Source organism: Methylocystis sp. JR02 (assembly GCF_030063565.1).
Lineage (GTDB): Bacteria > Pseudomonadota > Alphaproteobacteria > Rhizobiales > Beijerinckiaceae > Methylocystis > Methylocystis iwaonis.
In genome coordinates this window covers 1,809,232-1,833,910 of the sequence record NZ_JASIRC010000001.1, presented here as the reverse complement: position 1 = coordinate 1,833,910, position 24,679 = coordinate 1,809,232, and the positions used below count along the sequence as shown (strand labels likewise).

The window sequence follows — 24,679 nt, the reverse complement described above, 5'->3', positions numbered from 1 at the left end:
CGAGAACCCCACCCGGCGGTCTACGACCGCCGACCTCCCCGTAAAGGGGAGGTAGAGGGGCTCACCCCCAGTCTGGTTGATTCAAAGAGGCTCGCATGACCGCCGCTTTCGATCTCGACTCTCTCGTCACCCGCAGCGAAAATGGCGCGCGCCGCTTCGAGGCGGCAATCGACGGCATGACTTGCGCCGCCTGCATCGGCGAGATCGAGCACGGCTTGAGCGATCTTCCCGGCCTCGATCATGCCCGCGTGAATTACGGCAACCGTCGTCTGGCGTTGGAATGGCGCGGCGATTCATTCGATCTCGCCGCCGCCTTCGAGCGCCTGCGCCGCATGGGCTACACGCTGCATCCTTTCGAACTCGCTGAGAGCGAGCGCGAGGAGATCGAAACCTCGCGCTTTCTGTTGCGCTGCCTCGCCATCGCCGGCTTTGCGGCGATGAACATCATGCTGCTCTCCGTCGGCGTCTGGGTCGGCGGCGACATCGATCCCGCGACGCGCGATCTTTTCCACGGCGTTTCGGCGCTCATCGCGCTGCCTGCGGCGGCTTTCGCCGGCCAGCCTTTCTTCAAGAGCGCTTTCGGCGCGTTGCGCGCCGGGCGCCTCAACATGGACGTGCCGATCTCGCTCGGTGTGCTGCTGGCGCTCGGCATGTCGGTCTATGAGACGCTGACGCATGCCGAGCACGCTTATTTTGACAGCGCAACCATGCTGCTGTCCTTTCTGCTGCTGGGCCGTTTCCTCGATCACGCCATGCGGCGCAAGACGCGCGCAGTCGCGGCCAATCTTGCGGCGTTGCGCGCGCCGCTTGCCTGCCGCCTGTCCAGCGACGGCGCCGAGACGCTCGTTCCGCTCGCTAAAATCGCCGCCGGCGACATCGTGCGGGTGAAGCCGGGCGAGCGGCTTCCCGTCGACGGCGTGATCGAAATAGGCGCGTCGCAGCTCGACGAAAGCCTCATCACCGGCGAGACGAAACAGCGCGCGGTTGTGTCGGGCGATCAAGTCTATGCCGGCAGCATGAATTACGACGGCGCGCTCACCATCCGCGTCGAAGCCGGCAATGGCGAGACACTGCTAGACGACATCGAGCGGCTGTTGGAAAAGGCCACCAATGCGCGCTCGCGCTATCGGCGCCTCGCCGATCGGGTCTCGCGGCTTTACGCGCCCATGGTCCATCTCGCGGCGCTGTCGACTGCGCTCTTTTGGATGTGGCGTGGCGCAAGCCTGCATGATGCGCTCATTATGGCGATCTGCGTGCTCATCATCACCTGCCCCTGCGCTCTCGCGCTCGCCGTGCCGGCGGTGCAGGTCGTGGCGAGCGGCGCGCTGTTTCGCGCCGGCGTGCTGCTCAACAGCGCCGACGCCATCGAGCGCCTTGCGGAAGCCGATACGATTGTCTTCGACAAGACCGGCACGCTGACCACGCCCGAGCCGCGCGTCGTCAATGGCGGCGAGATCGACGCGGGGGCGATGGAGCTGGCGGCGCGTCTTGCACGGGCGAGCAGTCATCCACTCGCGCGCGCCGTCGCGCAAGAGCGTCCGCGCGCATCGGCGCTCGAGGCGCGGGAGGATCATGGGCAGGGCGTCTGCGCCATGGTCGCGGGCGTCGAGGCACGGCTCGGATCGCCGCATTTTTGCGGACTGGACGAAGAAGCGGCGCGTCTCGATGCGCTCGACGGAGATGTCTCGCTCGTCGCCTTCCGGCATGGAGACGCGCATGCGCTTTTCCAAATCCGGCAGGTCTTGCGCAGCGATGCGGTCGAGACGATCGCGGCGCTGAAAAGGCGCGGCTTCGCAATCGAGATCCTCTCCGGCGACCGTGTCGAGGCCGTCGAAAAGATCGCTCTCGCGCTCGACGTTTCGACATGGTCCGGCGCATTGAAGCCCGCCGGGAAGGTCGCGCGGCTCGATGCGCTGCGCGCCGAGGGCCGCAAGGTTTTGATGGTCGGCGACGGATTGAACGACGCGCCGGCGCTCGCCTCGGCCTATGTGTCCATCTCGCCGATCGACGCCACGCAGATCACGCAAGCGGCGGCCGACGCCGTGTTTCTCGGCGAACGCCTCGCGCCCGTCCTCACCGCGCTGGAGGTTGCGCGAAAGGCGCGCGCCTTGATGCGCGAAAATTTGACGCTCTCGGTGATCTATAATGTTCTGGCTGTGCCGCTTGCGATGGCGGGTCTGCTCACGCCTTTGATTGCTGCGGCGGCGATGTCGGGATCGTCGATCCTGGTGACGTTGAACGCCTTGCGGGCTGGGGCAAATGGCGGAAGATGGCCGTCTCCCGAGGCGCCCCCTCTCCACCTCTCCCCCGCTTCGCGGGAGAGAGAGCAGGATGTCGCCTCCGGCGAAGCACGGGAAACAGTGACAAGATTGGAGGCGGCGGAATGACCGTGCTTCTCTTCCTTATTCCGCTCGCCTTGTTGCTTGGCCTGCTGGCGCTTATCGCCTTCATGTGGTCGCTCAAGCGCGGCCAGTTCGACGACCTCGACGGCGCGGCGCATCGCGTGCTGATGGATGATGATGTCGAGGGTGGGAAGTGAGCGTCAATCTGGATGATCTCGTCCTGGGGAGGGACGAAGACAGGGAAACGGCCATGCGTGTCGGGCAGATCGTCTGCGCCTGTCCGGCCTCGCTGCCGCGCGCCGACATCACCGATCATCGGCTGACGCTCGCGATCGGCTTCGGACTCGCGGTGCTGGCGCAGGCGCTGGTTCTTACCGTTCTCCCCGAGCAAAGCCGGCTCATCGCGCCGAGCGCCGAGCGTGTGGGCTGGCCCTTCGCGCTCCTCCTCATCGGCGCGGCGGCGGCGAGCTTTCCGGCGGCGATGCTCGTCGACTCTTTCGGGCGCCGCGCGGCTTTCGGCCTCGGCGCCAGCCTCGGCGCGGCGGGCGGGGCGCTTTGTGCTTTCGCAATCGCCAAAGGCAATTTCTTCGGCCTGTGCCTCGGCGCCTTCTGGCTCGGACTCGCGCAGGGCTTCGCGCTTTTCTACCGTCACATCGCCGCGCAGGGCGCGCCGCGCGACGGGCTGATCGTTCTGGCGGGCGGCGCCGGCGCGGCGTTGCTTGCGCCGCTCTTCGTTTCGCTCGCGGAGAGCCCCGGCGCCGTGCTGCTGATCGCCGCGGGCCTGCATATTGCGGCGCTCGCTCTCTCGGTGCGCATGCCGCATGCGCGCGTCGGCAAGCCGGGCGCAGCCGAATGGCGCCTCTCGCGTGGTTTCGTAATCGCGACGATTGCGGGCGCGCTCGCCTGGTTCGTGATGTCGGCGGGCATGTTGCACGGGCCGCTGACGCTCGCCGTCTGTTCGGCCGCGCCGGCCTTCATCGGCGGCGCCATGGGCTGGCATCTCTTCTCGATGTATGGACCAGCCGCGCTCGCCGCGCGCTGGCCGGCGCTTTTCCCGCCACTGCCGATTGTCGGAATCGGTCTTGCCGCCATGCTCGCGGGCGCCGCCGCAGTGCTTTCGGCCGCATCGGTCACGCGTGTGACTGTGGGGTTGCTTGCGATCGGGATTGGATGGGGCGCGGTGAATGTTGCGGCCCTGCGTTTGCTGCATGAAGGCGCGCGCCCGTCGCGGCTTGCGCTCGCATTACATGATGTATGCCTCCTTGGAGCGGCGGCCGCAGGGGCATTGGTGTTTTAATGGTCAAAGTACAGTAAAGCGCCACAAGCAGACTCCGGTCGCGGGTTTGCGCACGACCGCTTTGGACATAGCGTAGGGACACGCGCGTGCGTAGCGCAGCCGTGTTGACGGTGATTATGGAACGGCCCACCCCTCGCCTCGGGCGATGTAGTCTCGCCGGAGACTCGATGAGAGGGAGGGAAGGCTCGTTGAGTTTATACAGGAATTTCTTATGCTTTCAGGAGGACGGCAATGTTGAACCCAAACCAAATTGGTGAGCTCGTTAAGAACAATATCTCTCCACTGATCGGATCATTAAAAGATCCAGAACCGAATAAATCCGTAGGGATCCTCGTCGGCGTGACCTATGGCGGCGTTCGATACTACTACCACTACGGTCAAGTTGATCTGGCAAGCGGAAGCGCCCAAATAAGGGAGAGCGTCCACATCAAGGATATCGTGTTTTTCATTGGCTCGAACAGCAAGGTCTTTACAGCGACCTTGCTGGCGCTCGCGGCTTCGTCGGCGAATAATCCCGTCACACCCTCAACATCTGTCGCGAGCCTTCTGCCATCGAATGTCAGCATCAACCAACCGTATGGCGAAATTCTCCTTTGGCACCTGGCCACGCACAGCGCCGGATATCCGGACGGGACGTGCGGCGCTCACCCGTTCGGCGACTATTCATTCACATTGATGGGGCGATTTCTGAGTAACTTCGAGCCGTCTTATACGCCGGGCAAATATTGGGTCTACAGCAATCAAGGCTTCGCTCTTCTGGGCGTTTTGCTGTCACATGCCTATGGCGGCGGCGCGAGCTCGGACTGGGACGCCACATATCAGAACTGGCCGGCAGTGGTGGTCGACAACATCTCCGCGCCGCTCGGGATGGCAAGTACACAAGTCGACTACAGCAATGTATCTGGGCGGGTGGCGCAGGGCCATATCTATACCGACGCTGCCGGCGGGCCAGCGTATAATCGCGTCGATCCGCCCAATTGGGCGCTGACGTCTGCGGGCCTCGGCGCGGGCGCGCTGTCATCGACGCTTGAGGACATGCTGACGTTCTTGGAGGCTTCCATCAGCCCGCCGCCCAATCCCCTCGGCGCAGCAATGACCGAGACCCAGCAAGCCTACGCCGGATCCGAGGGACTTTCCATGGGCCTTGGGTGGCAATTGTCGAATGACTACCTCGACAAGAACGGCGGCCTCAGCGGCTATGAAACCTACATGGTCTTTGATCAAGGCGCCAAAATCGGCGTTTTCTTGTTTGGCAATACGAGTGGTGGGAACAAAGCCGCGCACCCAGGGACCGCTCTCGATCAAGCAGGACGTCGTTTGCTGGGCGCGCTCCGCGAAAGCGTGGCCAATCCCTCGAGATTCCCGCGCCCGCCAACGACTCCCCAGTGCCCATAGGATGGGGCAGGCAAGTTGCGCGGACATTGAGGCCCCTGGGATGTCTCCTGGGGGCCCATACGATACCGTCCGGTGGACGTCCATTTGATTGGACCAAGATCCCCTTCCCCAATGCTGAACTTTAAACTGAGACACTGCCAATGGCGGCTTCCGGGTCAAGAGCAGCCTTCCGCACTGGACCGCGTGGCGCCAAAAATGGCCCCTCCTATGAAAAGCTTGATCGCGACTGCAACCAAGATGTGCGTCCGAGAACTTGTGTAACGAGATTGTTCGGCGCGGAAGCGGATTCTTCACAAATTCGCCTGGTTTGCTTCTTCCTTTCTCCAGGTAGCAGCTTTCGATCTGAGTAATGAAAGTTGAGAAGCGCTCTCCGTGTCCGACGGCGGCGGAAGTTGTTCCGCGTCTGACAGAGACGTAGAGTTGATAGGAGCTCCAACCGCAACGCCAGCGCTTTGCATCTTGCGGGGCAAAAAAGCCGGAAGTTCAATCTGGCAAGTCATAAGAAACTGACGAACGGGAGTGACGCATGAAAAAAGCTTTCCTCAGCGACTGGACTCTCGACGCTTTCGAACAAAGAGAGGAAGAGCGCCGCAGCAAGGAGCGGGACGAGGCGGCTCACGTCCGGTCGAGCGAGGAAAAGCAGCGCGGCAATGAAATACTTTGCGGCGAGTGGACCGTCGCCGGTCTACAAAAAAGATTCGCTTCTATAGAGCAAAGGCTCGCAGCTCTGGAAAAAAGAGAAGAAGAGCGGCGTCAGAAAGAACAGCCCGAGCCGCCTCGGGCCGCTCGCCCCCAATTGCTGGAGGAAAAGCACGGCAACAGGGAGGCGTTTCTCAACGACTCGACTGAGCTTGGCGAAGCGAGGATCGTGCGCCAACAGACAGAAGCCATCCGCTGCGCCGATGAGCGAGGGCTCGAGCCAGAGGCGGCTGCAACCGTGACGCTCGACGAACAAGTGAGGCTACAGAGGGCTCGTTTGAAAAACCGCACCCTCGAGGAGGCGGAGAATGTTCGAGTTGGAGACGCGCATAGTATGCTGCGCGGTTTGTTTTCTTTCGTGATCATTGCTTCTATTGCCGGAGCGATCGGTTTTGGGATTGGCCTTTCCATAGTGCCGATCGACAAAGCCGTTCAATTTCGCTCTCTGGTAGAGCGGGGGCTCGACTCCATCCATGGAACGATAGTGACCTTCGAAGAACGACTTCGGCAGATATCCAAGTGAACTCAACCGGCAGGCTTTCACAGACGCGTCATCCGAAATCCGCTTGATTGGTTCGGTGTCATACCATTTGCGTTTGAACAGCTCGCATCGGGCGCGTGTCATTCCCGGCGGGCAGCCACAAGAGCGCTGGTTTTGCCCAGAGCCCGTCATTGCGAGCGAAGCGACGCAATCCAGGGCGGCGATGCGGCCCTGGATTGCTTCGTCGACTCCGCCTCCTCGCAATGACGGCTGTTCAAATGGAATTGCTCACAGCCGCACGCCCGCATGCGCGAGCTCCACCTGCGGGGCGCGCGTGTCCCTGTCGCCGAATTTGGCGCGATAGACCACGAAATTCTCCATCACGCGCTGCACGTAATTGCGCGTCTCGGAGATGGGAATGCGCTCCACCCAGTCGATCGGATCAACGCCGGGCTTGCGTGGATCGCCATAGGCGTCGATCCATTGCTTCACGCGGCCGCCGCCGGCGTTATAGGCCGCGAAGGTGAGGAGATAAGCGCCTCTATATTCGCCGAGCAGAATGCCGAGATGCGCCGCGCCCAATTTAGCGTTGAAGGCGGGCTCGCTCAGCATGCGCGGGAGATCAAAGGCGACGCCATGCGTATAGGCGGTGTGGCGCGCGGTCGAGGCGATCATCTGCATCAGGCCCATTGCGCCGGCGGACGAAACCGCTTTCGGATCGAAGGCGCTTTCCTGACGCGCAATGGCGTAGACCACCGAGCGCGGCGCCGAATTCGGCAGCGCGTCGAAATTCGGGATGCCATAGGAGGGGAAGGCCACGTCGTCGAGCGGCACGCCGCGATAAGAGGCGCTCTTGCCGAAGACGAGGGACATTTTCGCGTCGCGCTGTTTCGAGACGACCTCGCCGAGCGCCGCGACCTGCGCGATGTCGCGCATGTTTTTGGCGGCGTCGAGCGCGAGCGGGGCGGCGATGTCCTTGTCGCCGGTGGCAAGCAGCAGCTCCACCACTCTCACGGCCTCGTGACGATCAGTGTCCTTTGCCGCCGTGGGGGCGGGGCGCAGCGGGCGATCTTCCGCGCCGAGCTTGGCGCAGGCGAGCTGGCCGTAGAAGGTCGTCGAATGGGCGGCGGCCCGGCGGTAGAAATCACGCGCGCTCGCGTCGTCGTCCGGCGTGCGATAGGCTTCCGCCGCGCGGCCGCGCCAATAAAGCGCGCGTGACTTCTGCAGCGGCGTTTCGGCGACCTGCTCGAGCGCCGCGAAATGGCGGGCGGCGCGGGAGGGATCGTCCAGGAAGCGCAGGGCAATCCAGCCGGCCTGAAACTCGGCCTCCACCTTGTTGCTGGTCGAACGGGCGTTGTGCTGGGCGGCGACGATATAAGCGCTGTCCGCATCGCCGAGGTCGAGCAGCTTGCGCGAAGTCTGACGCCGCTCGGCCCACCAGGCGTCGCCGTCGATCACCTTGCCCGGATCGGTGGGCGCTTTCTTCAACAGCGCGCCGGCGTCGGCGAATTTTTTGGCGTTGTTGAGCATGCGCACGCGCGAGAACAGCAGGCCGGGATCGTTCTGCAGCGCCGGCGGCACGGAGGCGAAAACCTTGTCGCCGGCGGCGCCGACATTCGCTGCGATGCGGGCGCGGGCTAGCAGGGTCACGTCCTTGCCGGCGAGCTCCGCGGCGCGCAGCGCCTGGGCGTTCTTGCCGGCGTAGAGCAGCCGGTCGGCGCGATATTTATGGTCGGCGGGGGTGAGAAGCTCGCCGAGCTCTTTGAGGAACTGGTTTTCGAAGCCGCCGAGATCGTCTTCCCGCCAAGCGTCGCGGGCGTAGAAGGCGGCCGTGTCGAAATCGCCGTCGCGGCCGAGCGCCTTGGCCAGCGCATATTTGCCGTAAGGCGTGAGCGGCGGCTTGTCCTCGAACCAGGATTTCGCGACCTTGTCGGGCTGGTGCTCGGCGACGAGGGCTTCTTCGGCGCGGCGGCGCAGCCAGTCTGCCGCCGGCCAATCTGGATGCGTTTCGAGAAAGGCGTTGATCCGCTTGAAGCCGGCCTCGCGCGGGTGGAGCTTGAGCGCCGTCCAATGAACCGCCGTATGGGCGAGCCCGCTCGTGAGATTGGCGGCGGCGGCGTCGCCCGCCGCGAAGTCGGCGCTCTTGAAGGCAGCGAGCGCATGGGAGAAGGCTTCCCAATCGCCGCCGAGGATCGTCGCCGGGTCGAGCGCGGCCGTCGTTTCGCGCAGCCAGCCCTCCGGGGGCGCGTAATCGGCGAGAGGTGTCGATGTGAGGTCGTCGGAGCCAAAGAGCGCCGGCTGCGCGGGATGCGCCGCCTCCGTGTGCGGCGGCGCGCCCGTGACAAATCCGCGCAGCGTTTCTTCGAGATTGCCGACGCGCGTGCGCCAGGCGCCGAGGCTGAAGGGGATATAGGGAACCCAGCGCGCCGCCCTGGGCGCCGCCTCCTTGTCGCGCAAAGCGTCAAGACCCGTGAAAGCAGGCGTGACGACGGCGATGGCGGTCGCCGTCGCGAGAATATGGAGGCGGATCGAGACGCGTGGAGGCAACGTCATCAGCGTGGGTCCCCGTTGCGCAGAAGCTGCTCTCTAATCATTTACGAAGCGTCAACCATACTTCCCGCCGCCGCGCTCCGGCCTCGCCCGAGACATGTAGGGCGCAGGTGGGGCTTTTCTCCCAAGCGCCCAGCGGCTATGAAGGGCGCTTCCATGATACGGACGCGAATACGGCGGCTGTGAGGCGCAGGGAAGTTCCTGATTCTATGAGAACAAAGCCTATTTTTCACGGGTCGAACACCGCTCTCGTCACGCCATTCGCCAATGGAGAGGTCGATTTCGAGGCGCTCCGGGCTCTCGTCGAGTGGCAGATCGAGCAAGGGACTCATGGGCTCGTGCCGGTCGGCACGACCGGTGAAAGCCCGACGCTGTCCCACGAAGAGCATGGCCGCGTCATCACCGAGACGATCCGCGCCGCGCGCGGGCGCGTGCCGGTCATCGCCGGCGCCGGCTCCAACAATACGCGCGAGGCGATCGCCATCGCCGGCCATGCCGAACGGGCCGGCGCCGACGGCCTGCTGATCGTCACGCCCTATTACAACAAGCCCAATCAGGAAGGGCTTTATCAGCATTTCAAGGCGATCAACGACGCCGTTTCTATTCCGATCATCATCTACAATATCCCGCCGCGCTCGGTGGTCGATATGAGCGTCGAGACGATGAAGCGGCTGTCCGACCTCAAGAACATCGTGGGCGTGAAGGACGCGACCGGCAATATCGGACGCATTTCCCTGCAGCGCGACGCGATGGGGCCGGAGTTCATCCAGCTCTCGGGCGATGATCTCACCGCGCTGTCCTGCATGGCGGCGGGCGCGCATGGCTGCATTTCCGTCGTCTCCAATATCGCACCGCGGCTCTGCGCCGATCTGCAGAACGCCTGCCTGGCCGGCGATTACGCCAAGGCGCTGGAAATTCAGGATAAACTTGTGCCGCTTCATGTCGCGACCTTCCTGGAAGCCGGCGTGACGGGCGCCAAATATGGTCTGTCGCTGCTCGGCAAGGCGCGCGAGGAAGTGCGTCTGCCGCTCGTTCCCTCGACGCAGCCCACGAAGGACCGCATCCGCGCCGCGATGATCCACGCCGGCGTGCTGCCGGCTTGAAGGTAATCCGTGGCCGCTAAGCAAGAGCCAAATCACAAGGTCGTCGCCGACAACCGCAGAGCCCGCTTCAATTATGAAGTCGGCGAGACCTTCGAGGCCGGGCTTGCGCTGACCGGCACGGAGGTCAAGTCGCTGCGCAGCGGCAAGTCGACGATCGCCGAGAGCTACGCCCATGTCGACCGGCATGGCGAAGCCTGGCTGGTGAACGCCAATATTCCGGAATATCTCTCGGGCAATCGCTTCAATCACGAGCCCAAGCGGCCGCGCAAGCTGTTGTTGAAGACGCGCGAACTCGCCAAGCTGTCGCAGGCCATTGAGCGCGAGGGCATGACGATCGTGCCGCTCAAGCTCTATTTCAACGACAAGGGCCGGGCGAAGCTGCTGATCGCGTTGGCGCGCGGCAAGAAGATCCACGACAAGCGTGAAGTCGAGAAGAAGCGCGATTGGAGCCGCGAAAAGGGTCGGCTCATGCGCGAGAAGGGGTGAGCCTCTCTCTTCCCCCCAACAGGAACGCAAAAAGCCCGGCCTAAGACCGGGCTTTTTTGATGAGAAATCCGTTTGCTGTTACTTTCCCGGTCGGGCCGCCGCTTGCCCGCCCGGAATGACGCGGCTCGAGTGAGCCGCTCACGCGAAAACAGGATTACTCCTCGTCTTCCTCGTGTCCGACCGGAGCCGTCGCAGGCATGGGGCGGCGTTCCTGATAGCGCTGCATGCGCTCGGCGCGCTCGCCGGGGTCGCGGCCGATCTTGCCGACAAGATGGATGAGGTCGATGAACTCGTCCGCCTGGCGGCGCAGCTCGTCGGCGATCATCGGCGGCTGGGTGGTGATCGTGGAGATCACCGAGACGCGCACGCCCTTGCGCTGAACGGCCTCGACCAGGGAGCGGAAGTCGCCGTCGCCGGAGAAGAGCACCATGTGGTCGATGTGCTCGGCCATCTCCATCGCGTCGACCGCGAGCTCGATGTCCATATTGCCCTTGACCTTGCGGCGACCGAGAGAGTCGACGAATTCCTTCGTCGGCTTGGTCACGACGGCATAGCCATTATAGTCGAGCCAGTCGATCAGAGGACGGATCGAAGAATATTCTTGATCTTCGATCAACGCCGTATAGTAAAAGGCGCGGATCAGGCGACCCTTGCCCTGGAATTCGCGTAGTAGACGTTTATAGTCAATATCGAATCCCAGCGATTTGGCGGTCGCATAGAGATTCGCGCCGTCAATGAATAGCGCAATTCGTTCGATATCTGCCATTTTTTTCTCGCGTTCAAGCTGTGTGTAACATTGCCTGATCTCCGTCGCCCGCCACGCGACTTTCGAGATCGTGGTGAGTGTTGGGCGTCCAATTTCAGCGCAACTGGCTCGGCTCTCGGGCCGACTTCAAATCTTTTAGGTTTGAAAGCGGCTTACCGTCGACTCACGTCGCCGGCGCGACCGCCATAGCGATTATTTGTCGAAGTCGAGACGCCAAAGCGTCATGTTCGATAAATTGCCGCTCTCGGGCGCGAGGTCAAGAGGATAGATACACTTTTACCATAAATGATTGCCCAAAAGGCGAAAAACTTCCAGTCTCGCTACAGTCGAGTTCGATTCCAAACGAAGGCGGGCGATCCGGAAGCGGCGCAAATGTGATTGATTAATCTGCATAGCTGTTGTAGCAGCGCTCTTCCCCCTCTTCAAGTAGGAGCCAGAGAAAAATGGCGCGCGTCACAGTCGAAGACTGCATCGACAAGATTGAAAACCGCTTCGATCTGGTTCTGCTCGCGGCGCATCGTGCGCGGCTGATCTCCTCCGGCCAGCCGATCCTGGTCGATCGCGACCGCGACAAAAATCCCGTGGTCGCCTTGCGCGAAATCGCCGAGACTCATCTTTCTCCGGAAGATCTGTCCGAAGATTTCATCCATTCGCTGCAGCGCCATGTTGAGGTCGATGAGCCGGAGGCCGAGGCCGCTCCGGCGCTCACCCCCGCCGTCGGCGGCGATATCGAGGGCGAGGCGCAGTTCGACCGCATGACCGAGGAAGACTTGCTGCGCGGCCTCGAAGGCCTCGTTCCGCCGGCCGAAGTCGAAGAGGACGGCGAGTAAGTCGCGTCTTCTTCAAGACAATCGGGTCAATAGCAATTGGCGTCGTGAACCCCAAAATACCTCCCCTTTACGGGGAGGTCGGCGGCCAAGGGCCGCCGGGTGGGGTTCGCGCCCAACGATGGCGGTGGGGCGCGAACCCCACCCGACCCCGCTGACGCGGGGCCACCCTCCCCGTAAAGGGGAGGGATGGGCTCATGCCCGGCGCTCGCCCGATTGCCCACCCTCTTTTTGCGCCGCACTAGAGGCGGCGGCGAAGCTGGGTTACACTTCTTCCTGAATCCCTGCGGCCTCGCGCCGCTTTGTCGGGCGAAGCCGCGCGCTGAGCGCGCCATGGCGGCGCCCGCGTAGCACTGCCGTGGCTTTCGCCCATGATGCGTCAATACGAGCTCGTCGAGCGCGTTCGGAAATATAATCCGAACGTCGACGAGGATTTGCTGAACCGCGCCTATGTCTACGCCATGAAGGCGCATGGCCAGCAGACGCGCGCCTCCGGCGACCCTTATTTTTCCCATCCGCTCGAAGTCGCCGCGATCCTTACCGATCTCAAGCTCGACGACGCGACCATCGTCGCCGCGGTTTTGCACGACACGATCGAAGATACGGAGACGACGCGCGAGGAAATCGATCGTCTCTTCGGCGTGCAGATCGGCAAGCTCGTCGACGGCCTCACAAAGATCGAGAAGCTCGACCTCGTCTCCAAGCAGGCGCGGCAGGGCGAGAATTTCCGCAAGCTTCTGCTCGCCGTCGCCGACGACGTGCGCGTGCTGCTGGTGAAGCTCGCCGACCGTCTCCACAATATGCGCACGCTGCATTATGTGCCGCCGGAAAAGCGCGCCCGCATCTCGCAGGAGACCCTCGATATTTACGCGCCGCTCGCCGGGCGCATGGGCATGCAGCGCCTGCGCGAGGAGCTGGAGGGTCTGGGTTTCCGGCATCTCATGCCGGAGGCGCATCGCACGATCGAACAGCGCCTGCATGATCTGCGCACGAAAAACGGGCGCATCATCAAGCGGATCGAAGAAGAGCTGACGGGCGAGTTTTCGCAGCGCGGCATCGAGGCGGCGGTCACCGGCCGGCAGAAGACGGCCTATTCGGTCTGGCGCAAGATGGAGCGCAAATCTATCTCCTTCGAGCAGCTTTCGGATATTTTCGGCTTTCGGATCATCGTGGGTTCTGTCGAGGACTGCTATCGCGCGCTGGGCGTCATCCACACCAAATGGCCGAGTGTGCCGGGCCGCTTCAAGGATTACATCTCGACCCCCAAGCAGAATGATTATCGCTCACTCCACACCACGGTGATCGGCCCCGGCCATCAGCGCGTCGAGCTGCAGATCCGCACCGCCCAGATGCACGAGATCGCGCGTTTCGGCATCGCCGCGCACGCGCTCTACAAGGACGCCACCGGCGACGAAGGGCGCGAGGAGCTCGCCAAGGAGAGTCGCGCCTTCCGCTGGCTGCAGGAGACGCTCGAGCTGCTCGCCCATGGCGACAGCCATCCCGAAGAGTTTCTGGAGCATACGCGGCTCGAGCTGTTTCAGGATCAGGTCTTCTGCTTCACGCCCAAGGGCGGGCTCATCGCCTTGCCGCGCGGCGCCACGCCGATCGATTTCGCTTACGCCGTGCATACGAAACTCGGGGACTCGGCGGTCGGCGCCAAGATCAATGGCCGGGTCGCACCCGTGCTGTCGCATCTTCAAAATGGCGACGAGGTGGAGATCATCCGCGCCGAGGGCCATGTGCCGCCCGCCGCCTGGGAGGCCGCAGTCGCGACCGGCAAGGCCCGCGCCGCCATCCGTCGCGCCACGCGCGAGGCGGTGCGTCAGCAATATGCCGGGCTCGGGCGTCAGATCGTGGAGCGCGCCTTCGAGCGCGCCACGCGTCCCTATTCGGAGGACAAGCTGAGGGCGGCGCTGACGCGTCTGGCCCGGCCTTCGGTCGAAGACGTTCTCGCGGCGGTCGGACGCGGCGAAATCTATTCGGGCGATGTCGTGAAGGCGGTTTACCCGGATTTCACCGAGGAGCGTAAGGCGCCGATGGCGCCGATCGCGCCGGGCGAGCCCGGCTGGTTCGGCGTGAAGGCCAACGCAAATGTCGTCTTCAAGGCGCCGGGCGCCGTGGGGGACGGCGCCGCCGGGGCCATCCCCATTCGCGGGCTGCGCGGGGATTCGCCGGTGCGTTTTGCGCCGGAGGGCGGCGCCGTGCCGGGCGACCGCATCGTCGGCATTTTCTCGCCGGGCGAGGGCATCACGATCTACCCGATCCAATCGCCCTCGCTCATGGCCTTCGACGATCAGCCCGAGCGCTGGCTCGACGTGCGCTGGGACGTCGACCCCGAAACCCGCGCGCTCTTCCCGGCGCGCGTCATCGCCACCGCGATCAACGAGCCGGGCACGCTCGGCGCCCTCGCGAGCCTCATCGGCGAGACCCACGCCAATATCGACAACATCACTTTCCGGGCGCATTCGCCGGATTTCCGAGAGATGACCTTCGATCTCGAGGTCGCGGATCTGAAGCATCTGACGGAGGTGCTCACCCGGCTGCGGGGATCCCCGCTGGTGAGCAAAGTTGAGCGCGTGATCGGATGACGCGCGCATTATAGGCTGAGAAGCGACACCCGCCGTCATTGCGAGGAGCGTAGCGACGAAGCAATCCAGAGCTACGCTACGGCCCTGGATTGCTTCGCTTCGCTCGCAATGACGAGTTCCTATTCGACAAGAGAAGAGCGCCCGCTTAGCGAGCGGACGCTCTCATCATGCTCAGCGCTCAGCGCTCATACGGCCCCGGGTCATTGGACGACACGCGCGGATCGCGTCCCCAGATTGGATAGCCGTCGGTCAGCGTTTTCAGAAATGCGACGATCGCGGCTTCCTCTTGCGCGGTGAGACCAAGGTTTCCGATCGAACTTGCGTTGACGTTTTGGGGAACCTCGGGAAGCGGCCAGCCTTTGATCCCGAAGCCCGGGTCGCGGTTGTCCGCCACGCGCCCGAGCGTGTCGCGCGTGTTGTAGAAATGCGTGATCTGCTCGAGTGACTTGAAGACGCCATTATGCCCATAGGGCGCCGTGATGGCGATGTTGCGCAGGGACATGGTCTTGTGCTTGCCGATCTCCAGCCCCTGCGGATCGCGGGCCGCGATGTCGGGCCGGCCGCCCAATCCCTTATTGGGTTCGGGATTGCCGGGGATGTCGAGATTTCGCGGCGCGCCGATGTTGTCGTAGCCGTAGTCGGTGAACAGCGCCGGCGTCCACGACCCCTCGCGGTTCTTCTTGGGCGCGCTGACATGGCAGCTCGCGCATTGGGCTTTATTGTTGAAGAGATCGAGGCCGAGCCGTTCCTGCGGCGTCAATTCGATTCTGCCGGCCATGAAGTAATCATATTTCGACGTGAACGGACCGAAGGAGCGCGTCCGCTCGAAAGCGGCGATCGCCTTCCCCATGGCGTTATAGGCGACGTCGGTTTCCGCAGCGGATAGCAGGCCGGCGATATTCAGCCGATAGGCGGCCCAGAAGAGCGCGCGATAGGCGGCGTTCTCCTTCAGCCGCTCGATGACCGCGGCTTTGCTGGGCATCGCCATTTCCGCCGGATTGAGCGGCGGCCCGCCGGCTTGTTCGGCGAGCGTCGAGGCGCGACCGTTCCAGAACTGGCCGCCGACATAAGCCTTTTGCGTCTGGTCCCAATGAAACGGCGGGGCGAAGGAGGCGTAACCGGCGCTGGGCGCATTGAGGGCGCCGAAGGCTCCTGCAACCGAGCCGTCGGATACGGGCGTGCCTTTCTCGACATTATCGGCGTCGACAAACCCAGGCGCCTGGTAGGGTTGCCCGGTCTCCGGATTGATTGCCGGCGTGATCTGATGACACGTCGCGCAGGACTGGTTTCTTTGGAGGGAAAGATTGTTGTCCGAATATAGCTTCTCGCCGAGAAGGCGCTCCGGCCAGTTTCGCGTTTCTTTGTCCGGGTTGAAGGGCAAATGCTGGAGATCGCTCTGCAGCGCATGCCGGATCGACTCGAATTCGCCCGGCGTCAGCAAAGGCTCCGCCGCTGCCGCGGGTTGAGATGACGTGATCAGGCCCGCCGCCGTTGCGGCGAGAAACATCTTCCGGGGATCGACAGCGCGCCACAGCACGCGCAGTAAGTAAAAATTGCTATATTTCTTCATGATACGCCTCCGCCAGTCGGCGTTGCTTCGAGAAGGCTGCTCACAAAGCCTCTGATGATGACGAAAATTGAAAAAGGTCAAAAAGAGGCTCTGAAATGAGCAACCTTGCGAGATTTTGCAACTTTATGAGGCGGAGTAATGGCTGGAAGACGTCGTTTTCATTCGTCGACAAAGAACTTCTGCGCTTTTGATGCGCGTTTTTCTGAGACGCCGGTGCCGCTAGACTTGATATTTCTCAATTCGAGCGGCTCCGGCGTGAGCAAAAAGCTTTTAGGCTTCTATCTCGACAGCATCGCCGCGCTTCAACGCGCCGCCAGAAATCACTCGGGCGTAGACGCCCACCGAGGGAAGCGCTTTGCCGGCGAAGGGGACATAGACCTTGTTCTGCAAGACCCCCTTGTGAAGGATGCCTAGGTCCTTCGGCAGATCGCCCTGGGCGAGCGTCGGCATGACGCAGCGGGGGCAGGGGTCGGTGATCTGCAGGCGAACCTCGCCAATGCGGATGGTTTTACCGATCCAGTCATTTTCGACAAATTCAGCCGCCGCGCCGGTGTCGATAACGATATTGGGGCGGAACCGCCGCGCTTCGAAACGGCCTTCGGGATAAAGCTCGCGCAAGCGGTTGATCGTTCCGGTGGTCAGCAGATGCACCGTGGCGTAATCGAAAAAGGTGCCCGCCGGCGCGTCTGCGGCGACGGCTTCCTCGCTCACTTCGTTGGCTTCGCCCTCATTCTCGGGCCAATATTGCTCCAGCGTCGGTTTCTGATGCGCCGAGGCGCTGAGACGCACGCGGCGCGACAAGGCCGCCGAGAGCACGTCCTCGACGTCGGGAGCGTCGGTGCGGACCATTTGTCCGGACGGCAGGCTGATCCACACCGGCGGAATGGACTGCGCGTCGAGCGGCGACGCATAGGCGGCCCGGTAGAAGAAGAAATCCGGCCATTTCTTGGGATTTTTGGCGCTGACCACCTTGCCGGTCTCGACGTCCACGAGCGCAAAGGCGCGATCGCCGAGCAGGCCCGCGGGCGTGACGACGGAAGCGGTCAGCTCCTCGCCCATCATGGATTTGACCGGATATCTCCAGACGGTGGAAACGGATAATGAGGAGGAAAGAGTCATGGCTGTCGCCCATCTTAAGTTGAGGCCGTGGGCGTCAATTGAAGCGACTTTGCTCGAACTCCTAGCGCCACACAGCGTAATTTCGGTTGGTCCAGCAGGGGGGGTGGCGCGCCAATCACGGCGCGGGCGCTGGCTCCGAGAGCGGACGCCCGTTCCGCTTGGACAGCGCGCATGGGGATTTGTCATTCCCGACGGGCCGAAGGCCCGATCGGGAATCCAGAGCCCAAAAGAGCGATGGTTGCTCTGGATTCCCGATCGCCCGCTGCGCGAGCGTCGGGAATGACAACGAGCCATTCGAGCGCAATGATATTACTTGAGAGGCAAATAAATTTCGGTCAGATGGCTCTGCTCCGGCGTATCGTGGTCGAGATTGAGATAGTGGAAATAGACCGGAAAATCGCGAAGCTCCTCGCCGCTTTTCGGTAGCCACTCTCGATAGAGCGCATAGACGCTGTCGCTGATCCGCTCACGCGAGCCGGCGTGGATGGTCAGGGCGCAGCGCCCGCCCGGGATCGTCTTCGTCACGATCCCCTGCGGATTGGCGGGCGCCGGTTCCGTCAGCGAAGCGCAGATGTCGAACCGGAATTCGTCTGGCGGCGTGACATTCGGGTCATTGTACGGAACGCCGTAGGTTTCGCATTCGTTGATCGGGGAGAGGCCGAAGGCCTTCCGCCATTCGATGAAACGCTGCACCGAGGCGTTGAGCAAAGTGTGGGGGCCGCGATGTTCCAGCGCCGCGACCAAGACAGGTTCGACTTCAACGATTTTGACCTCCATTTCATTGGTCCTTTCACGAGGGGGGAGGGGAATGCGATAGCGTTCGCTCCACGAGGCCCAATCGGGCTTTTTGCGGAACGCGCTTGGGGTTTGGCCCAGACTGTTCTTGAAGGCGCGGGAGAAGGACTCCGGATTTTCGAACCCGGCGTCGAGCGCAATGTCGATAATCTGCGCGCGCGGATTGAAGGCGAGCCGGTAGGAGGCGCGCTTGAGCCGCATGAGCTGAACGTAGCGGGAGAGGCTTATCCCGCAATATTCCGAGAATTGCCGGTGAAAGTGGAATTTCGAGAAATTGGCGACCGCGCTCAGGCGGTCGACCGAAAGCTTTTCATCGAGATGCTTGTCGATGTAATCGAGCACGCGATTGATGCGTTGCGCATAATCTCGTTCCTGGCGGGTCGCTTCTTGTTCCATACGCATACAGTAATGGAACCTGGCTTTCGCTTCCTGACCGAGATTGCTTTTTGCGTAGCAGGTTGGCAGCCCAGATGGACTCGCGATCCACTCGGTTGGCCGCTGTCATTCCCGACGCTCGCGCAGCGAGCGATCGGGAATCCAGAGCAGAAGCAGCGCTTCTGTGGCTCTGGATTCCCGGTCGGGCCTTCGGCCCGCCGGGAATGACAGGAGCCCGATGCGGGCGGTTCAAACGGATTGTCTTCCGCCAGCCTCTACTGCGTGAGGATCGAAGGATAGAGTGATTTCCAGAAGCCGCATTTATGCGCGCTCGACGCGTCGAAAAGTGCTGTCTCGCCGGGCGCGAAGCGCATCACGTCGCTATCCGCCGTGAAGAGCGGCCAGGTCGGCCCGTTGCCCGCGACCGGACGGCCGGTCTTTGCGAAGCTCGTCCAGTAGGCCGTCATCTGCTCGGCTATCAGTTTCGACCCGCCTTGGAGATCCGGCCCCGCAATTTGGCGCGTGTTGTCGAAATGCGGGAAGAGATAGGGCAGCTCCGACGAATGCACGGCGCCCATCTCGAAGCCCGGATTGGTCGTGACGGCCGGCGCGTTGCGATCGGCGAAAACGAACTCGTAGACGGGGACAGACTTTCTCAAAAGCTTCGCGGTCTGGAGATAAATGCAATTGTTGATGCCGACATCCGGACGGAAATCCGACCACACCGTGCCGAGAGCGGCGGGGGCCGAGGAGTAGTCGGCGAGCGGATATTTGGCGGCGATCGCGTCTGCGTTCTTGCCATAGGTGTGCGTGAGCTCAGTGGTGTAATTGTCCTTCGTCACGGACAGGCCCGCCTGAATGGCGTAAGCGACATAGAGTCGAAGCTCGTCGCGCGTGCCGCCCATGATGACGGGCGCATGCACGAATTTCCCTTGGGGGATCGCTTCGGCGCCTGGCAGGGGCACAGTCTTCGTGCCGGTGACTGGCAGGAAGGTCACGATATTGCCGCCGGCGATCGTCACGCCGGCGTCGAGCAAATCCTTCACGGGCTTCTTTCGAAGGCAGGCAAGGGCGGTCGACTCGTCCTTGCAGTCGACGAGATCGGACATCTTCTTGCCGATCTCCTTGCCCTCCGCGACGGTCGGGAGCGGCGTGACGCAGCCTGCGCTTTGAACGATCGCCTTGTTGTAGAGGCCCGTCGTCTCTTCGGGCGCGAGAAGATGCATGCAGACGCCCGCCCCGCCGGCGGACTCGCCAGCGACGGTGATATTGTTCGGATCGCCGCCGAAGGCCGCGATATTGCGCTTCACCCAACGGAGCGCGGCGCGCTGATCCTCCAACCCATATCCGCCGTTGTGATCCGGTGCGAAGGCGGGATGGGCGATGAAGCCGAAGACGCCGAGCCGGTAATTGAAGGACACGACGACCGCGTCGCCGGATCGCGCCAGATGATCGAGCGGGTAAAGCGCGCTCGATCCGCCGACGAAGGCGCCGCCGTGAATCCACACGATGACCGGGCGTTTGCGTTTGTCGGCCTTTCCAGGCCAGGGCGCGGTCACATTGGCGTAGAGGCAGTCTTCGTCCTCGCTGGCTTCGGGAATGCCATAGCGCGCGGCCTGCGGGCAGGCGCTTTTATATTTGGTCGCGTCCAGAAGCCCGCTCCAGGCGCGCGCAGGCTGCGGCATCGCCCAGCGTAGCTCGCCCGTGGGCGGCGCGGCGTAGGGGATTCCCTTGAATTCGCGCAGGCCGTCACGCACGACGCCGCGCACCAGGCCCTTGTCGGTTTTGACGATCGTTGGGTCTTGTTGCGCGTTGCGGGCGCTGGCGGAAGAACCGCAGACCAAGAGCGCGGCGATCCCTATGAGTTTAAGGCTGGAGACAAATAGACCCGTTGTTATCTTCATTTTCTCTCGCCGTTTTTTCGCCGGAGGTCGCGACGCCGCCAAGCTTATCAAGCGGGAGAGGGATGCAGAATTGGTTAAACCCTTGCGGGCGCGCCGGCTGAACGCAACGACACACCTCCGCCCAATGACAAAGGCGGCGTCGGCGGGTTATGAAAGCGCATGAGCGCCAAACCTCTCCGTCTCGGAATCAATGTCGACCATGTCGCCACCATCCGCAACGCGCGCGGCGGCCCCAGGCCCGACCCCGTGCGCGCGGCCTTGCTCGCGATCGAAGCCGGCGCCGATGGGATCACCGCCCATCTGCGCGAGGATCGCCGCCACATCCTCGACGCCGACATGGCGCGGCTGAAGGCGGCCATCTCCAAGCCGCTCAATTTCGAAATGGCGGCGACCGGGCAGATGCTCGACATCGCCCTCGCCACCGCCCCGCACGCCGTCTGCCTCGTGCCCGAGAAGCGCACCGAGCGCACGACCGAGGGCGGGCTCGACGTCGTCGGCGGGCACGACTACCTCGTGCCTTATGTCGACCAGCTCGCGCGCGGCGGCATTCGCGTGTCGCTCTTCGTCGAGCCGTCGACCGAGGCGATCGACGCTTCCGTCTCGATCAAGGCGCCGGTCGTGGAGCTGCATACGGGCGCCTGGTGCCATGCGGTCGAGGTCGGTGACGCGGCGCTGGCCGAGCGCGAATTTGCGCGGGTCACGGCCGCCGCGGCCTATGCGGGCGAGCGCGGGCTCGAAGTGCACGCCGGCCACGGCCTCGATTACGAGACCGCGCGGCAGGTCTCGGCGCTGCCGCAGGTGGTCGAACTCAATATCGGCCATTTCCTGATCGGCGAGGCGGTTTTCGTCGGCCTCGCCGAGGCGATCCGCCAGATGCGCAAGGCGATGGACGAGGGGCGGGCGGCTGTGCGCGCCTGAAGGCGCGCGGTCCAGGCGCGCGCGGCCCCGGACCGCGCGCCTTCAGGCGCGCATTGATCACGCCGCGATTTGCATCAGCTCCGCTTCGAACGCCACGAGATCGATGAGCGGCGCCGAACGGGCCGGCACGCAGGAGAAGGCGGCGGGCGCCGCAACCTCGGGCGCTTGCGCCTCGGCGGCGATGCGCGCGGCTTCCATCCGGGCGTCGTCGAGCGCCGCTTCCATCTCGAAGCGGCGCAGCAGCGCCATCAGCCGATCGAGCTCGCCGCCGTTGATTTCGTCGCAGGCGGTCAGCACGCGTTCGATCATCATGAGCGAGAGGCGCGTCTCGCCGTCATGGATGCCGGCGTATTCTCGCTGGGCTTCGAGCGCCGCGCGGAAGGCCGGCAGGAATTTCTCCGGCAGTCCGGCGCGGCTGTAGAGCGCGGCGAAGCCGGCGCCGCGGAAGTCGCGCAGCAGCCCGGCGACTTTTTCCTCACGCAAGCCGGAAAGCTCGACGAGCGCCGCCTCGAAGAGGTCGCGATTGCCGCTGAGCAGCGCGCGCAGCACGAGGCCGGCGGTAAGTTGCTGCGAGGCGCGTAGATGCGAGACGAGATCACGGACGCCCTGGCGGCCGTCGCGCTCGGCGGTCTCCGTGACGATGATGACATTGGCCTTGTCGCGCTCCTCTCGAGAGAGGCGCTCGGCGCGCTCATTGGTGAGCCAGCCGCAGTCGACGACAAAGGCGGAAAGGCGCGCCGCTGTGGCTTTGACGAGATCGTTCTTGACGGTCGCCGGCAGCCAGGGGCGGGCGAGCAAAGCTTCACGCATTTCGGCGTCGTCGCCGAAGCGCTCGATCATGCGGCGCATGGAGAATTCCGGGAGATCGGCGCCGGGATTGACCGCGAGCGAAATCGCCGCTTCGCGCGCGCCGACTTCCGCCAGCGCCGCGCAGACGCCGGCCGGCACGCGGGCGCGCAAGGCGATGGCGCTCTGGGCGAAAGCGTCGCCGATGGCGGCGCAATCGATCAGCTCGGCCTCGGTGAGGAGCGGCGAACGCGACAGAACCGGCGCGGCAATATCCGACTGGTCGGCGGCGAGGGCGGAGACGATGGCGTGGGGCGCGTCGACGGCGCTGGCGACATTATCGGCAAGGGCGCGCCGCACCAGCGGCGAGGGGTCGTCGAGAAGCGACATCAGCGCGATTTCCGCCGCACGCCGCTCCTGCGGCTCGATATCGCCGTAGAGATAGGCCCGCGCCAGCGCCCCGGCGCCCTCGGCCCGCTGCGCCGCATTCGCCGTCTGCGCCCAAGACAGGAAATTACGCACGATCATGGACGCCTCGGACCTCCGTTAACGCAGCGGCTTACGTAAACGAACAATGGCGATTTATGGTAAATTCTCGCTTAAACCTCGGCGTCGCCGTCTGAAAAAACTTGGCAAATGCGCTCTGTGCTCGTTCTTCCGGCCGATGGGCCGCTTCCAATGCGCGCGCTCGATAGCGGCGCGGCCGCGCTGCTGCTGCGCCTCGGCGGCGCGCTTTCCCGGAACGATGCGCGGGCGCGGGCGCGGGCCTTTGTCGAGGCGGCGCGGATGCGCGGCGAGCGGCCGAGACTCTTTGTTCAAGTCGCGCCCGTGACGAGCCGGGAGATCGACGGCGATCTCGACGCAATCATATGCGCGGGCCTCGACGGCGTTTTCCTCGAAGGCTGCGAAGGGCGCGGCGACATTCAAGGGCTTTCCGTCAAGCTTTCTGTCAGAGAGGCCGAGGCCGGCTTGCCTGCCGGCGCGCTGGCGATCGTCGCGCTTGCCGCACAGACGCCGGCCGCCGTGTTTCAGCTTGGCGGCTACAAAGGCGCTTCGCCGCGTCTCGCCGCGCTGGCGATGGACGAGAGCGTTCTGCCAGGCGGCGCGCAGGCCCGGGCGGCGGCGCGGGCTCTTCTCGCTCTCGGTGCCGCGGCGGCGGGCGTCTCGGCCCTCGATCTGGCGGCAGGCGAGGGCGCGCTCGCGGCTGCTCGGCGCGAGGGGTTTGCGGGCGTCATCGCCTTTTCCGAGGCCGAGATCGTCGCGATCGAGGCGATCTTTGGCGGCGCAATCGACAAAAGGCCATGATCGGCGCAATAGAACGGGCGATGAGCAAGAGAGACTTCCGCAGGATTGGCCCTATTCTCGCCGTGGCGCTTGCCCTGACGGCCGCGACCGATCCGGCGCTTGCCCGGCGCGGGCAGCTCCCGCCCGCGCCATCGGCCCCGTCGCAATCTCCGGCGCCGGCGGCGCCCGCGAATACGGAAGGCTTAGCGACGCTGCGCTTGAGCGCGACGCTCGGCGCCAATGATTCGCAGACCATCCGCTCCGGCATGGTGTGGCGCGTCTTCGAGGAGGCGGCGCAGCCGGACGGCTCCCACAAGCTCATCGCGCAATCCGACGAAGCGACGCCGACCCTGCCACTGCCGGACGGCGCCTATGTCGTGCATGCGGCCTATGGCCTGGCGGGCGCGACGCGGCGCGTCGTCGTGGAGGGCCACAACGTCGCCGAGCGGCTGCCGCTCAACGCCGGCGGCCTGAAGCTCGTCGATATGCTCGGCGAGACGAAGATTCCGTCGCAGCGCCTCGCCATCTCGATCTATGTGCCCGAGCGCGGAAACGCAGAAGCCAAGCTGGTGGTCGCCAACGCAAAAAGCGACGAGGTGATCTGCCTGCCCGAGGGGGCCTATCATATCGTCTCGACCCTGCTCGATACGAGCCAGGGCGCGCAGGGCGGCAATAATACGACAAACTCCGTGGTCACTGCCGATCTGAAGGTGCCCGCCGGCAAGCTGATCGAGGCGACGCTCAAGCATCACGCCGCCGCCATCACCCTCAAGCTCGTGAAGGCGCCGGGAGGCGAGGCGCTGGCCAACACCAGTTTTTCCGTGCTGACGCCGGGCGGCGACGTCATTCGCGAATTGATCGGCGCTTTTCCCTCGCTCGTCCTGGCGGAAGGCGAATATGTCGCCATCGCGCGGCACGACGGTAAAACCTATCAGAACACCTTCCGCGTTCAGTCGACCAAGGACGCCGACGTCGAGGTCGTCATGAAGGAAGAGGCCGCGCCGCAGGATGAGCGGCCGCAATAGCGAACGAGATCCGCTCGATTGGTTCGGCGCCATTCCCGACGCGCGCGCCGTTTGGACACGCAGGAAACCGCCGCCGTCATTGCGAGGAGGCGGAGCCGACGGCCGCATCGCCGCCCTGGATTGCTTCGCTTTGCTCGCAATGACGGGCTGTGGGCAAAACCAACGCTCTTGTGGCTCTGGATTCCCGGTTGGGCTTTCAGTCCGCCGGGAATGACAAATGGCGATCCGAGCTGTTCAATCGGAAACGGAAATCACGCCTGAGGAGCGAACATAGCTCGCGTCTCGAAAGACGAGTCCGCCGCGGAGGTTTGTCAAAAAACAATGCCGGCGACCGAAGGTCGCCGGCTGATTTTGTGGTGTCCCCGCCGC

At 63.8% G+C, this 24,679-nt stretch carries 19 protein-coding genes; 12 read left to right on the top strand and 7 right to left on the bottom strand.

Going from position 1 to position 24,679, the window contains the following annotated elements:
* Nucleotides 1–95: 95 nt before the first annotated feature.
* The 5 genes from QNA11_RS08735 (at nt 96) to QNA11_RS08715 (ending at nt 6,256) form a co-directional block, all read left to right on the top strand.
* The gene (locus QNA11_RS08735) at nt 96–2,387 is read left to right on the top strand and encodes a heavy metal translocating P-type ATPase (RefSeq protein ID WP_283482715.1); all 2,292 of its coding nucleotides are present in this window, start codon (nt 96–98) and stop codon (nt 2,385–2,387) included.
* On the top strand, nt 2,384–2,539 hold the full coding sequence (ccoS, locus tag QNA11_RS08730) for a cbb3-type cytochrome oxidase assembly protein CcoS (protein ID WP_283482714.1): 156 nt from the start codon (nt 2,384–2,386) through the stop codon (nt 2,537–2,539). The genes QNA11_RS08735 and ccoS overlap by 4 nt, the downstream gene beginning before the upstream one ends.
* Nucleotides 2,536–3,639, top strand: a complete 1,104-nt coding sequence (locus QNA11_RS08725; protein WP_283482713.1) for an MFS transporter — start codon at nt 2,536–2,538, stop codon at nt 3,637–3,639. Before ccoS ends, QNA11_RS08725 begins: the two co-directional genes overlap by 4 nt.
* Before the next feature lie 231 nt (nt 3,640–3,870).
* Nucleotides 3,871–5,034 (top strand): serine hydrolase domain-containing protein, encoded by a 1,164-nt coding sequence (locus tag QNA11_RS08720; RefSeq protein ID WP_283482712.1) that lies wholly within the window; start codon nt 3,871–3,873, stop codon nt 5,032–5,034.
* A 526-nt stretch (nt 5,035–5,560) separates the two neighbouring features.
* The gene (locus QNA11_RS08715; protein WP_283482711.1) at nt 5,561–6,256 is read left to right on the top strand and encodes a hypothetical protein; all 696 of its coding nucleotides are present in this window, start codon (nt 5,561–5,563) and stop codon (nt 6,254–6,256) included.
* A gap of 246 nt (nt 6,257–6,502) precedes the next feature.
* On the opposite strand, the gene QNA11_RS08710 is transcribed toward QNA11_RS08715, so the two are convergent.
* Entirely contained in the window at nt 6,503–8,767 is a 2,265-nt protein-coding gene (locus QNA11_RS08710) for a lytic transglycosylase domain-containing protein (RefSeq protein WP_283482710.1), read from the bottom strand.
* 206 nt (nt 8,768–8,973) lie between these two features.
* On the opposite strand from QNA11_RS08710, the gene dapA reads away from it, so the two are divergent.
* Nucleotides 8,974–9,867 carry a 4-hydroxy-tetrahydrodipicolinate synthase gene (gene dapA, locus QNA11_RS08705; protein ID WP_202072338.1) on the top strand — a complete coding sequence of 298 codons (894 nt, stop codon included), beginning with the start codon at nt 8,974–8,976 and terminating at the stop codon, nt 9,865–9,867.
* A gap of 9 nt (nt 9,868–9,876) precedes the next feature.
* Nucleotides 9,877–10,353, top strand: a complete 477-nt coding sequence (gene smpB, locus QNA11_RS08700; protein ID WP_202072339.1) for an SsrA-binding protein SmpB — start codon at nt 9,877–9,879, stop codon at nt 10,351–10,353.
* Between the two features lie 154 nt (nt 10,354–10,507).
* On the opposite strand, the gene QNA11_RS08695 is transcribed toward smpB, so the two are convergent.
* On the bottom strand, nt 10,508–11,119 hold the full coding sequence (locus tag QNA11_RS08695) for a LabA-like NYN domain-containing protein (protein WP_202072340.1): 612 nt from the start codon (nt 11,117–11,119) through the stop codon (nt 10,508–10,510).
* 443 nt (nt 11,120–11,562) lie between these two features.
* Between QNA11_RS08695 and rpoZ the strand changes: the two genes are divergently transcribed.
* Together rpoZ and QNA11_RS08685 are read left to right on the top strand one after the other, a co-directional pair.
* Nucleotides 11,563–11,949: a DNA-directed RNA polymerase subunit omega gene (rpoZ, locus tag QNA11_RS08690; RefSeq protein WP_165053578.1), complete on the top strand. Its 387-nt coding sequence runs from the start codon at nt 11,563–11,565 to the stop codon at nt 11,947–11,949.
* 368 nt (nt 11,950–12,317) lie between these two features.
* Entirely contained in the window at nt 12,318–14,534 is a 2,217-nt protein-coding gene (locus tag QNA11_RS08685; protein ID WP_283482709.1) for a RelA/SpoT family protein, read from the top strand.
* A gap of 178 nt (nt 14,535–14,712) precedes the next feature.
* Here the strand turns inward: QNA11_RS08685 and QNA11_RS08680 are convergent, their stop codons facing one another.
* The 4 genes from QNA11_RS08680 to QNA11_RS08665 all read right to left on the bottom strand — a co-directional run bounded on the left by QNA11_RS08680 (nt 14,713) and on the right by QNA11_RS08665 (nt 20,297).
* Nucleotides 14,713–16,104 carry a cytochrome-c peroxidase gene (locus QNA11_RS08680; RefSeq protein ID WP_283482708.1) on the bottom strand — a complete coding sequence of 464 codons (1,392 nt, stop codon included), beginning with the start codon at nt 16,102–16,104 and terminating at the stop codon, nt 14,713–14,715.
* A gap of 270 nt (nt 16,105–16,374) precedes the next feature.
* Nucleotides 16,375–17,223 carry an MOSC domain-containing protein gene (locus QNA11_RS08675; protein WP_283482707.1) on the bottom strand — a complete coding sequence of 283 codons (849 nt, stop codon included), beginning with the start codon at nt 17,221–17,223 and terminating at the stop codon, nt 16,375–16,377.
* 309 nt (nt 17,224–17,532) lie between these two features.
* On the bottom strand, nt 17,533–18,420 hold the full coding sequence (locus QNA11_RS08670) for an AraC family transcriptional regulator (RefSeq protein ID WP_283482706.1): 888 nt from the start codon (nt 18,418–18,420) through the stop codon (nt 17,533–17,535).
* A gap of 248 nt (nt 18,421–18,668) precedes the next feature.
* A complete protein-coding gene (locus tag QNA11_RS08665) occupies nt 18,669–20,297 on the bottom strand; it encodes a carboxylesterase/lipase family protein (RefSeq protein WP_283482705.1) in 1,629 nt (542 codons plus the stop codon).
* Nucleotides 20,298–20,456: 159 nt separating this feature from the next.
* On the opposite strand from QNA11_RS08665, the gene QNA11_RS08660 reads away from it, so the two are divergent.
* Nucleotides 20,457–21,215: a pyridoxine 5'-phosphate synthase gene (locus QNA11_RS08660; protein WP_283482704.1), complete on the top strand. Its 759-nt coding sequence runs from the start codon at nt 20,457–20,459 to the stop codon at nt 21,213–21,215.
* 57 nt (nt 21,216–21,272) lie between these two features.
* Here QNA11_RS08660 and QNA11_RS08655 read toward each other — a convergent pair whose 3' ends face one another.
* Nucleotides 21,273–22,529, bottom strand: coding sequence for a DUF2336 domain-containing protein (locus QNA11_RS08655; RefSeq protein ID WP_283482703.1), 1,257 nt, complete (start codon nt 22,527–22,529; stop codon nt 21,273–21,275).
* Between the two features lie 108 nt (nt 22,530–22,637).
* Here QNA11_RS08655 and QNA11_RS08650 point away from each other — a divergent pair, with 108 nt between their 5' ends.
* Nucleotides 22,638–23,306 (top strand): aldolase/citrate lyase/malate synthase family protein, encoded by a 669-nt coding sequence (locus QNA11_RS08650; protein ID WP_283482702.1) that lies wholly within the window; start codon nt 22,638–22,640, stop codon nt 23,304–23,306.
* Nucleotides 23,307–23,326: 20 nt separating this feature from the next.
* Complete coding sequence (locus QNA11_RS08645; RefSeq protein WP_283482701.1) at nt 23,327–24,310, top strand: RgsD C-terminal domain-containing protein; 984 nt, start codon at nt 23,327–23,329, stop codon at nt 24,308–24,310.
* The last annotated feature ends 369 nt before the right edge of the window (nt 24,311–24,679 follow it).

Coding starts and splice junctions, on each gene's coding strand:
- dapA (WP_202072338.1), top strand. CDS start 8,974: ATGAGAACAAAGCCTATTTTTCACGGGTCGAACACCGCTCTCGTCACG.
- QNA11_RS08685 (WP_283482709.1), top strand. CDS start 12,318: ATGATGCGTCAATACGAGCTCGTCGAGCGCGTTCGGAAATATAATCCG.
- rpoZ (WP_165053578.1), top strand. CDS start 11,563: ATGGCGCGCGTCACAGTCGAAGACTGCATCGACAAGATTGAAAACCGC.
- QNA11_RS08680 (WP_283482708.1), bottom strand. CDS start 16,104: ATGAAGAAATATAGCAATTTTTACTTACTGCGCGTGCTGTGGCGCGCT.
- QNA11_RS08710 (WP_283482710.1), bottom strand. CDS start 8,767: ATGACGTTGCCTCCACGCGTCTCGATCCGCCTCCATATTCTCGCGACG.
- QNA11_RS08715 (WP_283482711.1), top strand. CDS start 5,561: ATGAAAAAAGCTTTCCTCAGCGACTGGACTCTCGACGCTTTCGAACAA.
- ccoS (WP_283482714.1), top strand. CDS start 2,384: ATGACCGTGCTTCTCTTCCTTATTCCGCTCGCCTTGTTGCTTGGCCTG.
- QNA11_RS08720 (WP_283482712.1), top strand. CDS start 3,871: ATGTTGAACCCAAACCAAATTGGTGAGCTCGTTAAGAACAATATCTCT.
- QNA11_RS08650 (WP_283482702.1), top strand. CDS start 22,638: ATGCGCTCTGTGCTCGTTCTTCCGGCCGATGGGCCGCTTCCAATGCGC.
- QNA11_RS08695 (WP_202072340.1), bottom strand. CDS start 11,119: ATGGCAGATATCGAACGAATTGCGCTATTCATTGACGGCGCGAATCTC.
- QNA11_RS08675 (WP_283482707.1), bottom strand. CDS start 17,223: ATGACTCTTTCCTCCTCATTATCCGTTTCCACCGTCTGGAGATATCCG.
- QNA11_RS08665 (WP_283482705.1), bottom strand. CDS start 20,297: ATGAAGATAACAACGGGTCTATTTGTCTCCAGCCTTAAACTCATAGGG.
- QNA11_RS08645 (WP_283482701.1), top strand. CDS start 23,327: ATGAGCAAGAGAGACTTCCGCAGGATTGGCCCTATTCTCGCCGTGGCG.
- QNA11_RS08670 (WP_283482706.1), bottom strand. CDS start 18,420: ATGCGTATGGAACAAGAAGCGACCCGCCAGGAACGAGATTATGCGCAA.
- QNA11_RS08655 (WP_283482703.1), bottom strand. CDS start 22,529: ATGATCGTGCGTAATTTCCTGTCTTGGGCGCAGACGGCGAATGCGGCG.
- QNA11_RS08660 (WP_283482704.1), top strand. CDS start 20,457: ATGAGCGCCAAACCTCTCCGTCTCGGAATCAATGTCGACCATGTCGCC.
- QNA11_RS08735 (WP_283482715.1), top strand. CDS start 96: ATGACCGCCGCTTTCGATCTCGACTCTCTCGTCACCCGCAGCGAAAAT.